Annotated in this window: 13 protein-coding genes and 1 pseudogene; 7 read left to right on the top strand and 7 right to left on the bottom strand. The window is 35.9% G+C overall.

What is annotated here, in order from left to right:
* Positions 1-180: 180 nt before the first annotated feature.
* The 7 genes and pseudogenes from ACTT1L_RS09150 to nikC all read right to left on the bottom strand — a co-directional run bounded on the left by ACTT1L_RS09150 (position 181) and on the right by nikC (position 6,877).
* Positions 181-1,485: a hypothetical protein gene (locus tag ACTT1L_RS09150; protein WP_000740013.1), complete on the bottom strand. Its 1,305-nt coding sequence runs from the start codon at positions 1,483-1,485 to the stop codon at positions 181-183.
* A 3-nt stretch (positions 1,486-1,488) separates the two neighbouring features.
* Positions 1,489-2,184, bottom strand: a complete 696-nt coding sequence (locus tag ACTT1L_RS09145; RefSeq protein WP_001101757.1) for a response regulator transcription factor — start codon at positions 2,182-2,184, stop codon at positions 1,489-1,491.
* Positions 2,185-2,406: 222 nt separating this feature from the next.
* Positions 2,407-2,952 carry a sensor histidine kinase gene (locus tag ACTT1L_RS09140; RefSeq protein ID WP_442821882.1) on the bottom strand — a complete coding sequence of 182 codons (546 nt, stop codon included), beginning with the start codon at positions 2,950-2,952 and terminating at the stop codon, positions 2,407-2,409.
* Positions 2,953-3,021: 69 nt separating this feature from the next.
* Complete coding sequence (locus ACTT1L_RS09135; RefSeq protein ID WP_442821881.1) at positions 3,022-4,008, bottom strand: ABC transporter ATP-binding protein; 987 nt, start codon at positions 4,006-4,008, stop codon at positions 3,022-3,024.
* A gap of 1 nt (position 4,009) precedes the next feature.
* The gene (locus ACTT1L_RS09130) at positions 4,010-5,026 is read right to left on the bottom strand and encodes an ABC transporter ATP-binding protein (protein ID WP_442821880.1); all 1,017 of its coding nucleotides are present in this window, start codon (positions 5,024-5,026) and stop codon (positions 4,010-4,012) included.
* Positions 5,027-5,040: 14 nt separating this feature from the next.
* Positions 5,041-5,962: pseudogene (nikB, locus tag ACTT1L_RS09125) on the bottom strand (nickel ABC transporter permease).
* 15 nt (positions 5,963-5,977) lie between these two features.
* The gene (gene nikC, locus ACTT1L_RS09120) at positions 5,978-6,877 is read right to left on the bottom strand and encodes a nickel transporter permease (RefSeq protein ID WP_442821879.1); all 900 of its coding nucleotides are present in this window, start codon (positions 6,875-6,877) and stop codon (positions 5,978-5,980) included.
* A gap of 326 nt (positions 6,878-7,203) precedes the next feature.
* Between nikC and ACTT1L_RS09115 the strand changes: the two genes are divergently transcribed.
* The 7 genes from ACTT1L_RS09115 to ACTT1L_RS09085 all read left to right on the top strand — a co-directional run bounded on the left by ACTT1L_RS09115 (position 7,204) and on the right by ACTT1L_RS09085 (position 15,022).
* Positions 7,204-8,769 (top strand): glutathione ABC transporter substrate-binding protein, encoded by a 1,566-nt coding sequence (locus ACTT1L_RS09115; protein WP_001211304.1) that lies wholly within the window; start codon positions 7,204-7,206, stop codon positions 8,767-8,769.
* Between the two features lie 109 nt (positions 8,770-8,878).
* Positions 8,879-10,129 carry an amidohydrolase family protein gene (locus tag ACTT1L_RS09110; protein WP_442821878.1) on the top strand — a complete coding sequence of 417 codons (1,251 nt, stop codon included), beginning with the start codon at positions 8,879-8,881 and terminating at the stop codon, positions 10,127-10,129.
* Positions 10,130-10,142: 13 nt separating this feature from the next.
* On the top strand, positions 10,143-11,387 hold the full coding sequence (locus ACTT1L_RS09105; protein WP_442821877.1) for an amidohydrolase family protein: 1,245 nt from the start codon (positions 10,143-10,145) through the stop codon (positions 11,385-11,387).
* Between the two features lie 245 nt (positions 11,388-11,632).
* Positions 11,633-12,532 carry a DMT family transporter gene (locus ACTT1L_RS09100; protein ID WP_442821876.1) on the top strand — a complete coding sequence of 300 codons (900 nt, stop codon included), beginning with the start codon at positions 11,633-11,635 and terminating at the stop codon, positions 12,530-12,532.
* Positions 12,533-12,562: 30 nt separating this feature from the next.
* Complete coding sequence (locus tag ACTT1L_RS09095; RefSeq protein WP_000398838.1) at positions 12,563-13,867, top strand: purine/pyrimidine permease; 1,305 nt, start codon at positions 12,563-12,565, stop codon at positions 13,865-13,867.
* 165 nt (positions 13,868-14,032) lie between these two features.
* Entirely contained in the window at positions 14,033-14,257 is a 225-nt protein-coding gene (gerE, locus tag ACTT1L_RS09090) for a spore germination transcription factor GerE (RefSeq protein ID WP_000659484.1), read from the top strand.
* Positions 14,258-14,359: 102 nt separating this feature from the next.
* Positions 14,360-15,022, top strand: coding sequence for a type 1 glutamine amidotransferase domain-containing protein (locus tag ACTT1L_RS09085; RefSeq protein ID WP_000919613.1), 663 nt, complete (start codon positions 14,360-14,362; stop codon positions 15,020-15,022).
* The last annotated feature ends 58 nt before the right edge of the window (positions 15,023-15,080 follow it).

The following is a 15,080-nucleotide window of genomic DNA, read 5'->3' as shown; positions in this document are numbered from 1 at the left end:
GGAAATCTATGAGGAGACTATGAGGTTGTATGACATTTTTTTATAAAGTGAACCGTATTTTACAATTTAGATGTGAGGTCATATAAACAATAAATCTAATTTATAGCGCAGTATAATAGTTTGCGATAAAAATAAAAAGGCCTTAGGTAGCAAAATTTAAGCTACCAAAAAGGCCTCATATTATTGTTTCATTTTATAGTTGAATTGTTGATGTATCCAATGTGAAAACAGAAAACAAATACTTAGTGAAAGAGTAACCGCTATACTAACCCAAATGCTCGTTAAAGGACCGATTAAGAAGTAAACTACATAACCGGTAAGAGCACCAATAATCGAGATGAGCGGTATAATGATGCTGATTTTTTGCTTGCTGAAAATAACGAATAATATTGTGATGATAAGAGATGTATAAAGAATACCAAAGAAAAAAATAATTTCTAAAATCGTATAGTTTGTAGTAATTGTAATGAAAAAAGCTAAAAATCCGATAGTGATAGAAATAAAATGAGTTGTATATAATTTGAAATTTATTTTTGTAGGTATCATCGGTATAAAATCTCGAATGAGTTTAGTAAATCCATGTATCCAAGAAATAAAACTAGAAGTTATTGCGCTTAACGAACCGATAACGAGCAGATAAAATAAAATGGTAAATTCTATTTTTTTTGGAAGCTGGACTAGAAGATCGTATAAATGATCTAAGCTCCCACTAAAGATAACTATCATAATTAGAGAAGCGAATGCCAAAGGGATAGTAATCCATATAAATCCTGATAGTAAAAAAGTTGGAATAATTTTTTTAGGATGAATACGGAAAGCTTTATCCCAAGATGCAGGGCTTATTAATACTCTTCCTGTTTCAATGAGAATACCGGCAGTAAGAAAATATATTCCATTTCTATTTTCATAAAATAGCAAGTACGGGTGATATAAGCGGATTCCATCGTATACATGGGTAATGCCATCTTGCACAAAAAAATAAATTGGAATAATGATCATAGTAGAAAACATTAATACAGTTTGCATAATAGCCATTTTAGTAAATAGCTTAGCGTTACTTAATATTACGAATATTGTACAAAGGGTAATGAAAAGGAAAGAACCCAATGTATATGGAATATGGAAAAAAACATTAAGTAAAATACTAGCAACTTTCGTTTGAATGAACATACTTTCTATACTTAATAGAACAAGGAAAGAGCATACAATTATATATCCTTTGCGAGAAAGTTTATAAGATAAGTAATCGTGAATGGATTCTCCTTCTGGGAATGTAGAACGTATTTTTTTTATTAAAATCCCCAATAAAATAAGAGTAAAAGGGCCAATCATCGCATAAAGAATACCAGCGATTAGCCCATAATTAATAATCGATTCAGGTAAAGCGAGCGTCGATATACTTGCGACCCATTTAGATAATAAAAGAACAGTACCAGTTCCAATGCCTAATTGTAAAGGTGTGAAAGCTGAGTTGTTTTTCTTCACAATTTATCCCTCGCCTCTATATTCTTTCGGAGTCATTCCGGTCATCTTACGAAAAACAGTGCTGAAATAATGCTGACTATTAAAACCAGATCTTTCAGAGATTTGAGAGATACACCAATGTGGGTGTTCCATTAAATATTTCTGTGACATTTCAATCCGATATTGCATGATATATCCGGAAAATGAAACCCCTACTTCTTCATGGAATTTTCGGCTTAAATAAGTCGGATTTGTATGTACTTTAGTTGCGATGTCTGCTAAGTGTAGTTTGTCATGAAAAGTTTCATGGATGATGTCTAATGTATCTTGAATAATACGTGAGTAGGAAGGGGTATTAGCATCTCCTTTGTACTTTTGTAATATATCGATGAGTTCTTTCTCTATAATTGGCTTTGTTATGTAGTCAATAACGCCTAGACGAATAGATTGTTTTGCATAATCGAAATTTTGATATGCGGTTACAATAATGATATCGAGGTTAGAGTTATTATTTTTTAATTTCTCACCTAGTTGTAGGCCGGATATGCCCGGAAGGTGAATATCTAAAAGTGCCAAATGAATTGAGAATTTTTCATTTATACGTAAAGCTTCAGCCGCATCTAAAGCTAGATGTAATGTCCAATTAGGGAACTGACGGTGGATAAGAAATTCTAATTGTTCCAGTTCCAGTGGTTCGTCATCTACTAATAGCACGTTCATTTTTGTATTACCTCCTCTGTGTTTTTTTCTGTGATGAAAGGCCATGTGATTTCTACTTTCGTGCCATTCTCTTTTGTAGAGAGGAAAGAGAATGTAGTTTGTTCTTGAAAGAATAACTGAAATCGTTGTTTTATATTTTCAAGTCCGTATCCGCTTTCTTCCGTATGGGAAGTAAATGGTTCGTTTTGAGTACCGTTGTCGGATACTAGAAGTGTAATTCGGTTATTTGTATTGTGTAGATGAATATTTAAAATAGCTTGACCAGCTTTTTTCAAGACCGTGTTTAAAAGAATTCTCAACTAACGTTTGAATAACGAAAGGTGGAATATAAGCATTCTGTAAATCTTCAGAAGAAGTAATATTTATTGAAAGTCTCGAGCGAAACCGCATTTTTTGAATCTCAATATAATAATTCGTATAAGCCAGTTCTTCAGAGATTGGAATTAACAAATCTGTTGTTTTATATTTTCCTTTCAAAAATAGAGAAAAGATCTCGAGTGATTTGACAACTTCATCTGTTCTCTGTAGACGAGCTAAGCTCAAAATTGTATTTAATGTATTGAATAAAAAATGAGGCTGAATTTGTTGCGTAAGTTGATGATATAAAGACTGTTGCAACTCTCGTTCCAGTGCTATTTTTTTCTTTTCACTTTCTAGTAAATCGATTCGTTTTTCAAAAATAAATAAACATAATAAAATAATAGCTCCAAAAATTGGAGCTAAGACAAGTATAGTTATTAATACAGCAAATGCTTCATAAGTTAACATACATACCTCAATCTTGTTTTTTATTATTATACTAAAGCGTTGTAAATGTTTCTATTATTCAGACTCGGATCAAATGATATGACAGGCTACTTTATGACCTTCGCTTATAGATTGAAAACTTGGTTGCTGCGTAGCGCATTTTTCAATGGCATACGGACAACGAGTATGAAAACGACAGCCTTTTGGCGGGTTTAGAGGAGAGGGGAGGTCTCCTTTAAGTTCAATGCGTTCTTTTTTCGTTCCTGCACTAATGGTAGGAATTGCTGAGAGAAGCGCTTTTGTGTAAGGGTGTTGCGGATTGTTAAAAAGAGAATGTTTGTCGGCAATCTCCACAATGGTACCAAGGTACATTACAATGATGCGATCTGATATGTGACGAACGACAGCTAAGTCGTGAGAGATGAATAAATATGTTAACCCGTATTGTTGTTGCAACTGCTTTAATAAATTTAAAACTTGTGCTTGCACTGAAACATCTAAGGCGGAGACAGCCTCGTCACAAATAATGAGTTTTGGATTAACAGCTAAGGCGCGTGCGATTCCGATTCTTTGCCGTTGACCACCGCTAAATTCATGTGGATAGCGCTTCACTGCATCAGGTGGAAGACCAACTTTCCCGAGCAGCTCAATAACTTTCGCCATTCTTTCACCTTTTGGGCATACGTTTTGAATGGCTATAGCTTCTTCTAAAATGCTCCCTACAGTTTGCCTAGGGTTTAAAGAAGCAAAGGGATCTTGAAAAATAACTTGTAAATCTTTTCGAACCTTTCGCATTGCTGAGCTATTTAATTCTAGTAAATCCTTGTCTTGAAAAATAATTTTTCCACTTGTTGCTTCATCAAGGCGTAATATTGCACGCCCAGTGGTGGATTTTCCGCAACCAGATTCACCAACAATACTAACAGTTTCCTTTTCGTAAATTGTAAAGCTAATATCGTCAACCGCTTTAATATAGTTAATAGAGCGTCCTAGAATTCCTTTTTTTATAGGGAAGTATTGTTTTAAGTTTTGTACTTGTAATAACTCTTTTTTATTTATTTGCGTAGCAGTAGACATATTATAATACCTCCAATTTTTCTGAAGATGATTTATCCCAAAGGTCTGTAAACATCCAGCATCGAACTTTACTTCCATCTTGTGTGAGTTGAAGTTCTGGAAGAGTATTGTGACATAGTTCTTTTGCATGTGTGCATCTATCAGCAAAGCGACATCCGCTCGGCATATGGTATGGACTCGGTACGGATCCAGGAATAGTTTGTAACTCTTTTTGGTCTGTATCGAGTCTTGGAAGAGATTGAAGAAGTCCGATTGTATAAGGATGTTTTGGACTAGTAAATATATGCTCGATATCTGCATATTCGACGATTTTTCCAGCGTACATAACGGCGACTCTATCGCATGTTTCTGACACGACTCCTAAGTCATGTGTAATCATGATAATTCCCATACCGAGTTGTTTTTGAAGTGATTTCATAAGTGATAATATTTGGGCTTGAATTGTTACATCAAGAGCAGTTGTTGGTTCGTCTGCAATGAGTAAATCTGGATTGCAAGCAAGTGCCATTGCAATCATAATGCGTTGTCGCATTCCTCCGCTTAGTTCATGAGGCTCTTGTTTTGCACGCTTTTCAGGAGAAGGAATTCCAACTAGTTTCAACATATCTACGGCTTTATTCCAAGCTTCCTTTTTATTTAATTTTTGATGGATACGAATTGCTTCTGCGATCTGTTCCCCAACAGAATATACTGGATTCAAAGATGTCATTGGTTCTTGGAAAATCATTGAGATTTGATTTCCGCGAATTGCACGCATTTCAGCTTCGTTTTGTTGTAATAAATCTTTTCCTTTAAATAAAATGCTCCCCTCAATTTTACTGCCGCTTTCTCGGTCAATTAATCTCATAATGGATAGAGAAGTGATACTCTTCCCACAACCAGATTCACCTACGATGCCGAGTGTTTCTCCTTTAGAAACAGAGAAATTTAAACCATCAACCGCTTTGCTTACACCTTCGTCTGTAAAGAAATGTGTTTTTAAATCTTTAACTTGTAATACCTCTTCCTTTTTATTCATGTTTGTGCACCCCCTTAATTAAGCTCAATACGTTTATTGAAATGACGGTATAAAATATCAACAATAAGATTGACTAGAACGAAGATGACCGAGGCGATTAATACGCCTCCTTGTAACATTGGTAAGTCTCTCATTCGGATAGCGTCTACGATCAATCTTCCAAGTCCATTTATAGCAAAAACTGATTCTACTAAAACTGTACCGCCTAAAAGGGCACCAAATTGTAATCCAACAACAGTAATAACGGGAATTAATGCGTTTCTCAAAGCATGTTTATATATAACAACTCTTTCTTTTACCCCTTTTGCTCTTGCTGTTCGTATATAATCTTGGCGTATAACATCAAGCATACTTGAGCGAGTCATACGTGCTACAATTGCTGCGCCAGATGCACCAAGTGTAAGTGCTGGTAAAACCATGTGCATCCAAGTTCCCCAACCAGAAACCGGGAATATTTGAATTTGGACAGAGAAGTAGAAAATGAGCATAAGTCCAAACCAAAAGCTTGGTAATGAGACACCTAACAAAGCGATAATCATAATAGAAACATCTGTCCAAGAATATTGCTTTGTAGCAGAGATGATACCAGCAATCATCCCAATTACAACTGTAATGACGATACTACACAGTGCGAGTTCAATAGTGATTGGAAGGCGGATTAATACTTCGTCTAACACTGGGCGGTTAGAACGAATTGAAACCCCGAAATCTCCTTGTAATATATTTCCGATATAAGAGAAATATTGCATGATAAAGGGTTTGTCTAATCCTAATTGATGGCGTATTTGCTCGACAGTTTCTTTTGATGCTCCTTCACCAGCGATAAGGAGAAGCTGGGTCACCGGGTACCATTTGCATAATTAAGAAAACGACGAATACAACGCCGAAAAGAACGGGAATTAATTGTAGTATTCTACGAAAAATAAACATTAGCATGTATAATGCCCCTTTCTATTTTTTAAGTCTCGGATCTAGTGCATCACGTAATCCGTCACCAAACATGTTTAAACCGATTACGAGTGTAGACATTGCGATTCCAGGAAACATTGCAATATGTGGTGCGGTAAATAAAAAGTCGCGCCCATTACTTAACATGGCACCCCATTCAGGTGAAGGTGGTTGCGCTCCAAGTCCTAAAAATGATAATCCAGCTGCAGATAAAATTGCTGTAGCTAAGCGTAAAGTAGCTTGGACGATAATAGGTGATAAGATATTAGGGAATATGTGTTTCATAATAATAGTAAAATCATTTGCCCCTAGTGCTCTTATAGCATCGATATACTCTAATTTTTTTACTGTTAATGTAGAAGCTCTAACGATACGAGCGAACATAGGGATTGAGAAAAAGCCAATAGCGATAATTACGTTCACAAGACTTGGTCCTAGTGCGCCTACAATGGCAAGAGCAAGTAAAATACCAGGGAAAGCTAGCATAATATCAATGATTCGCATAATGATTGTGTCAAACCATCCACCGTAATAACCAGAAATGATACCAAGAATAATGCCGAACAATGCCCCTATAAATACAGAAGAAAATCCAACAAGTAACGAAAGGTGTGTCCCGTGTAAAAGGCGGCTTAAAATATCTCTGCCTTTATCATCTGTTCCCATCCAATGTTCCATAGATGGTGGTTGTAATTTGTTAACTAACTGAATATCAAATGGATTGTAGGGTGCTAACAATGGGGCAAATATAGCTATTAAAATATAGAAAAGAACGATAATACCCCCGATAAATGCCATCTTATTTTTTTTCAGTTTTCGATAGCTAATGATCCATTTCGATGTGTTCTTCGTTTGAATTGTTTGCAAAGAAGTATTTTCTTCTTTAGAAAGACGAACTTCCATTTTTCATACCTCCCTTTCTTTATGATTAAATTATCAGAAAATTAAAACGAGTCAACAGGTTTAAAACAATAAGTAAAGAAAGTGCAAATAGAAGTAAAGATGTTTCAAAATAATTCAGAAAATTCAATAAGTAAAGAAAGTGCAAATAGAAGTAAAGATGTTTAAAAACTTTTTCCGCAAAGTTATTTATAATTACAAATACATAGACGAAATTGAAAAAGAAAGGGTGGTGGAATGATCTGCTATTAGAAAGTAGGGGATAGAAAGCTAGATGTAAGGTTTCACTTTAGGATGTAGAGATAAAAGAAAGTGGAGGGGGAAGGGCGATGAGATTCAAAAGGGGACTTGTGATTTGTTTTATCACAATTTTATGTCTTTCAGTTTTTCTAGCGGGGTGTTCATCTAATACGAAGACAGGAAATGAAGGATCAGGAAGCAATGGAACAAAAGAAGGCGGTGTTTTAACAATTGCTAGACTGTCAGATGCTGATAATTTAGATCCGCATTTTATTACAAACATCCCTTCCGCAAGTGTTGTGTACCATAAAGTATATGAAAATCTTGTACAGCGAGATAAAAACATGGATTTTAAGCCGATGTTAGCAAAGGAATGGAAACAAATTGATGATTTAAATTGGGAATTTAAGTTGCAACAAGGAGTGACATTCCAAGATGGTGCACCATTTAATGCTGAGGCAGTAAAGAAAAACTTTGAACGTGTATTAGACCCGAAAGTAGGTTCAAATCGAGCAACTGTTTATTCCATGATTCAAGAAATAAAAGTAATTGATGAATATACAGTACAGTTCGTATTGAAATACCCATACTCACCTCTTTTATCTATTTTCGCAAGTAATGAAGGAAGTATTTTAAGTCCGAAGGCAATTGATGAAAAAGGGAAAGGCTTAGCGCAGCATCCGGTTGGGACAGGTCCATATACTTTTAAATCATGGAAACCAGGTGAAGAAATTCGCCTTGAAAAGAATAAAAATTATTGGGGTGAAAAATCAAAGATTGATGAAGTGGTATTCAAAGTAGTACCAGAAGATGCAACACGTATTGGAATGATTGAAACTAGTGAAGCTCACATTGCAGAGAATTTACCTGTAACTGAAGTAGAACGTGTGAAAAATTCACCATCTATGGAGTTAATTGAAAATGAAGGTTTAGGTGTAGAATATATTGGATTTAATGTACAGAAAAAGCCATTTGACAACCCGCTCGTTCGTCAAGCGATTGCACATGCAATTGAAACGAAAGGGATTTTAAAAGGGGTATATAACAATGTTGGGACTGAAATAAACTCCGTAATGACTCCTAAAGTGTTCGGTTATACGAAAGACGTAAAAGGATATAAGTATGACATTAATACTGCGAAAAAATTATTAGCAGATGCTGGTTATCCAAATGGATTTAAAACAACAATTTGGACGAATGACAGCAAAGTTAGAATGGCGTTAGTGGAAGTAATTCAATCTCAATTAAAAGGGATTGGCGTTGATGTAGAAATTAAAGTTATGGAATATGGTGCGTTTTTAGCTGCAACGAATAAATCAGAACATGCGATGTTTGTTGGAGGATGGGGAAACGCAACAGGTGATGGTGACTATAATCAATATAATTTATTCCATTCTAGTTCACACGGAGCAACTGGTAACCAATTTTTCTATAGTAATCCGGAAGTAGATAAATTAATAGAAGAAGCTAGAAAAGAAAAAGATGAGACGAAGAGAAAAGAATTGTATAAACAGTTACAAGAGATTGAATTAAAGGATGCTTTACTAGTACCAATTCGAGGGATTAATCATATTGCGGCAACTACGAAAAATATAAAAGGATTTTGGATTGATCCATCTGGGTATTTGCGACTGGAAGGTGTAGAACTACAGTAAAATAGAAAATTCTATCAGTGTAAAAATGATTTTACACTGATAGAAATTTTTATCTGTTTTTGTTTCGTTTGTAAGTAGAAAAATCATATTGCGAAGGGAGATTGACAAAGTGAGTGTGAAATCACAATATTGGTTAACGAATGTAAAACTTGAATGTGGGTACGTATATGAGGAAGCGCGAATTACAAGTACAGAAACAGAAATTTGTAGTTTATTTATTGAAGATGGAAAGATTACGAACATATTACCTGGAATTGTATCAGAGCAAGATGGTGAAGTAGTAAATGCAAATGGTTTACTGGCATTACCAGCATTTGAAGAAATGCATATTCATATTGATAAAACGTATTATGGTGGACCATGGAAAGCATGTACACCAGTAAAAAGTATATTCACTCGTATTCATGAGGAGCAAACTATTCTTCCGAAGCAATTAGAAACTGCAAAGAGTAGAGCGGAGAAAATGTTGCAATTACTTCTTGAAAATGGAGCGACAAATATTCGAACACATTGCAATATTGATCCTGTAATTGGTCTTGGGAATTTAGAAGCAACGATTGCGGCACTGGAAACATATAAAGATAAGTTATCAGCAAAAATTGTAGCATTCCCGCAACATGGTTTGTTAAGAAGTAATTCCGTAGGGCTTGTAAAAGATGCTATGCGTATGGGAGCTCATTTAGTAGGTGGAGTAGACCCAGCCACAGTAGATGGTAATATTGAAAAATCATTGAATACAATTATGGATATTGCAGTAGAGTTTGATTCAGACATTGATATTCATTTACATGATGCGGATCAACTTGGAACATTTACAATGAATAGATTAGCTGCACTAACAGAAGAAGCAGGGTGGCAAGGAAGAGTTACGATTAGTCATGCTCTTGGACTTGGAGATGTATCTGTAGAAGAAGCGGAGGAAATGGCTGAACGACTTGCGGCATTAGGTATTGATATAACGTCAACAGTTCCAATTAGTAGACATGTAATTCCAGTTCCGTTATTAAATCGTAAAGGTGTAAAAGTTTCGCTAGGAAATGATAGTATAACTGATCATTGGTCTCCGTTTGGGACAGGAGATATGTTGCAAAAGGCAAATTGTCTAGCGGAGAGATTTAGATGGATTGATGAGCGCTCTTTAGGGAAAGCACTTCAGTTTATTACGGGTGGGAAATCTATATTAGATGATCAAGGAAATCGTCAATGGCCAAAAATTGGGGATGAAGCAAATATCGTCTTTACAGAAGCATCATGTTCAGCCGAGGTAGTAGCAAGACAAACAGAGCGCTGTGCAGTTTTATATAAAGGGAATGTTGTTGCTGGTAGTTTGGAAAAAACGGCTATAAATAATCTTGTTTGAGAGGATGATTGAAATGCAAAATGTGTATTGGTTAACGAATGTACGATTAGAAACAGGTTACAAGTTTAATAATGAAGTAGTTACAGGTACAGAAACAGCTTTGCATCATTTACTTATACAAGATGGAAAGATTGCAAAGATTGTACTTGCGGATGTACCGCTTCAAACGGAATATGAAACGAAAGATGCGAAAGAATTGCTTGTTCTTCCGTCGTTTGTGGAAAATCATTTTCACCTTGATAAGACAAGACTTGGTGGTCCATGGGAAGCATGTACACCAGTAAAAAATATTATTGAGAGATTAGAGTTAGAACAGCAAGAGTTACCAATTTTAGCTCAAACAACTGGAGAGAGAGCAGAGTTATTACTAAGCAACATTTTAAATGCTGGTTCGACTCATATACGAACGCATGTAAATATTGATCCGTATATCGGTCTTAAAAACTTAGAATCTGTACGTCAAACTTTAGAGAATATGAAAGATGCGTTTACATATGAAATCGTAGCATTCCCGCAGCATGGTTTACTTCGTACAGAAGCGCATTCTCTTATGAGAGAAGCGATGAAAATGGGCGCAACTTTAGTAGGTGGTGTAGATCCAGCTACTGTAGATAATAATATTGAAAAATCACTTTTTGATATGATGGAAATTGCTGTAGAAGCAAATGCCGATGTTGATTTGCATTTACATGATGCAGGGCATTTAGGTATTTATACAATTAAAAAGTTAGCTCAGTATACAGAGGAGGCTAGTTGGGACGGACGTGTTGCGGTCAGTCATGCGTTTAGCCTAGGAGATGTATCTAAAGAAGAAGGAGCAGGTATGGCAGACTTATTAGCTGAAAGAGGAATGTCTATTATTACGACAGTACCAATTAACAGAAATATGCCGCCAGTACCATTACTTACAGAAAAGGGCGTTTCCGTTTCTTTAGGTTGCGATAGTATGTTTGATTCATGGGGACCATTTGGAAATGCTGATATTTTTGAAAGAGTAGGGCGTTTAGCGGAAAAGTATCGCTGGATTGATGAAAAGTCTTTAGCTTCTTCTTTAACTTATATTACAGGTGGAAAAACGCCATTGGATCAAGATGGAAATCAAGTTTGGCCTAAAGTAGGAGATAAAGCTGATTTTGTTTTCTTACAAGCTACTTGTTCAGCAGAAGCGATAGCTAGACGTGCACAGCGACCTGCTGTGATGAAAGGTGGAAAAATAGTAGCAGGTTCCTTGCAACATGTTCAAGGCGTATTGATTTAATTTACGTATCTCCCTAATTTATCCCGCTTTAACGGGCAGTAAGACCCCCACCTCAAAATTCAGCGGAAGCAAAGAAGTTAGGTGGGGGATCAACTGTCCGTAAAAGTCCGATTGGTTCAACTAATAATCAGTGGGGGATGAACAAAACCCCCACTGATTAAAGTTTCACTTTATATATATTTTTTCAAGGGTTCCTAATGAAAGAATAGGAATCCTTCTTTTTTACGAGAAAAGGAGGGGAATAGATGACACGTACATATATATTACTGTTTATATGTGTAGTAGTTTGGGGGAGTAATTTTATATTTGGTGCGATTTTAGTGAATACATTTCATCCGGTGTTGTTAACGACACTTCGCTTACTATTTATTAATTTGTTTTTTCTAGCGTACGCTATTATGTGTAAGAAAGGCTTATATATAGAAAAGAATGAAATGAAAGGTGTATTATTAATTGGAGTCATAGGTGTCGCGATTAATCAATGGTCTTTTTATGAAGGGTTACAAACAGCAGATCCAACAACAGCTGCGCTAATATTAGCACTTACTCCTGTCATGACTTCTATTTTAGCGGTATTTATTTTAAACGAACCGTTAACAGCTAAGTTAGTAATAGGAGGGGGAATTGCTACTTTTGGAGTGTTTTTTGTAATTGGTGTTGGGCAGAGGTTTGTCTTTTCAGAAGGGTTAATATGGATTTTTATAACGATGCTATCTTTTTCTTTATCTATCGTTTTAATTCGGAAATTTGGGAACAGAGATGATATGTTTTTGATTACATTCTTTTCTTCAATTTTTGGTTTTTTAATTATGCTACCGTTTCTTGCTTTTACCTTTTCTCACATAACGTTGAAATACTCTATAGAGAGTTGGTCGCTTCTTATTGTGACAGCAATACTTATGCATGGAATTTGTACATTGGCTTGGAATAATCAATTGAGAAAAGCACAAGCATCAACAGCAGCCATGTTTTTAAATTTAGAACCATTCGTTACGATGGTGGTAGGCTATATTATATTGCAGAAAAGTGTAACAGCTATTCAAATAATCGGAGCTGTTTTTATCGTTTGTGGAGTGTACACTGCGACATTTGGATACGGGAAGAAATCGAAGGGACAAAAAGTTTTGTTTCGAAAAGCTACGTAATAGTATAGTGTGTATTTCTATGTGAAATGTATGGAAGGGATGAAAAATTTGGACAATCAACATAACCAAAATCATATTATGGGAACTTTGCAATGGTTTATATTTTTATTAGCGAATTCAATCGCATTACCAATTGTCGTTGGCGGATTATTTCATCTTACGACGGAGGAAATATTTTATTTAATGCAGCGTACATTTTTTGTAGTTGGTATATCTTCTTTTTTACAAGGGTGGCTTGGACATAGACTTCCAATTGCGGATGGACCAGCTGGATCATGGGTTGGCGTATTTACCGTACTTGCTTACGCAACTGTCGGGCAAGATCAATTACACAGTACATTGCAAATTTTAGAATTAGGAATGATAATCTCAGGTGTTATTTTAATAGGACTAGGAGTAACTGGTTTCATCGGACGTATTTTATTTTTATTTACGCCACTTGTGACAGGGACGTTTTTACTTTTATTATGCTTACAATTAAGCGGTGTATTTTTAAAAGGAATGCTAGGGATTACTGCTACTGTTTCTCAAATTGATGCATTTACAGTGATAATTGCGTTTAGTATATTTCTTTTCGTTATTATACTATCTAATTTTGGGAAAGGTTTTGTCAAAAGTTATGCGGTTTTAATAGGATTAATTAGTGGGTGGATTCTTTTTCTCATTGCAGGAAAAGTGACGATTCCATCTCAAGTAACTCATTTTGTGCAACTTCCGCAAATATTTGCTTGGGGACTTCCAAAATGGAATACAGGTATGGCAGTATCAAGTTTCGTTATGGTATGTATTTTAGTTTCAAATACAGTGGCAGCTATTATAGCGATTAATCAAGCTACCATTCAAAAAGCGACTATTGAACAGAAACAGTTGAAGGATGGAACGTGGGTTGGAGGCATTTCACACATCATTTCTTCCATATTTTCAACTGTAGGTGTCGTGCCGTTACCGGCAACGGCAGGATTTATACGTTTAACGAAACAAAAATATATACGTTCGTTCTTACTAGCATGTATGTTACTAGTCGTAATGTCGCTGTTCCCAAGTATTATTCGTTATTTAGCATCTTTACCATCCGCTGTCGCATCTGCGGTTTTAATGGCTTCTTTCGTACAGTTAATTGGAATTGGGTTAAATAATATAAAACAAGTGGAGCTTAATGAAAGGAATGTAACAATTTTAGGCGTTGCAGTATTATTTGGTAGCGGCGTTATGTTTTTACCGTCTGGAGCGCTCCAGTCCTTGCCGTCTGTCATACAATATATATTTGGAAATGGTTTGTTCGTAGGTACAGTTGTCAGCATATTACTAGAACAAATATGGCGTACCGAAAAGTAAGTGGATACAAAGAGTGAACGCACTGTATAAAAGTCTAAAATAACATGTGAAATAAAGCCCATTTTCATTCACCACCCGCACATTTCGTTCATACAATATCTTGACTAAATAAACACCCAACTTACACATACACAGCTCTGGCTTAAGCAAGGAGGGTTATACCAGTTGAAGGAAAAAGCGTATCAATCTAAACCTTTACTCACAAAGAGAGAGAGAGAAGTATTTGAATTACTGGTTCAAGATAAAACAACGAAGGAAATTGCAGGTGAACTTTTTATCAGTGAAAAGACAGTTCGTAACCACATCTCAAACGCAATGCAAAAGCTAGGGGTTAAAGGACGTTCACAAGCAGTTGTTGAGCTTCTTCGTATGGGAGAGCTCGAGTTATAAAAAGAAAGCCGACTTTTATAAGAGAGTCGGCTATTTTTTTGTTTCATGCGTTATATGAATGATAAGAACACTCCATACATAAATAAGTAGTAAGGAGGGGATATGTTGAAAAGGATATTGTTAGTTTCAACAAGCGCTCATGATATGAATGGACACCCGACTGGTTTGTGGCTGGAAGAGCTCGCAGCTCCTTATAACTTGTTTAAAAAGGCTAAGTTTGATGTTGATATTGTGTCGATACAGGGCGGTAGAGTGCCGATTGATAGAGTTTCTATTCCGAACGGGATACCTCGTGAATTTAAGCATGTCGCTTCTTTATTGCAAAATACGAAACCAATCTCAAATGTTCATTTTTCGGATTATGATGCGGTTTTATTTGGTGGTGGACACGGGGCGATTGTAGATTTTCCAGGTAATCCATATGTTGCAAATTTAATTGTGAATATGTACAACAACAACCGAATTGTAGCGGCTGTTTGTCACGGAGTAAGTTCTTTAGTCGGTGTGAAAAATAAGGACGGCTCGTTTTTTAGTGCGGGTAAGCATATAACAGGTTATACAAATGATGAGGAAAAAGCTGTACATTTAGAAAAGCGAGTGCCGTTTTTGTTAGAAAATAAATTGAAAGAAGAAGGGGCTTTGTTTTATGTTGCTCCAAATTTTACGCCGCACGTCGTAGTAGATGGGCGTTTAATTACAGGGCAAAATCCGCAGTCTAGTATGGAAATAGGGAAAGCTATAAGAAGAGCTGTAAATAAAGTATAGAAAAAGTGCTCGTTACTCATAAAGGTAGCGGGCACTTTTTCTATAGGATAAATGACCC

It is taken from the genome of Bacillus sp. FH (assembly GCF_052216825.1).
GTDB lineage: Bacteria > Bacillota > Bacilli > Bacillales > Bacillaceae_G > Bacillus_A > Bacillus_A paranthracis.
Note: the sequence above shows the minus strand (reverse complement) of the source record. Positions and strands in the feature narration are given on the sequence as shown.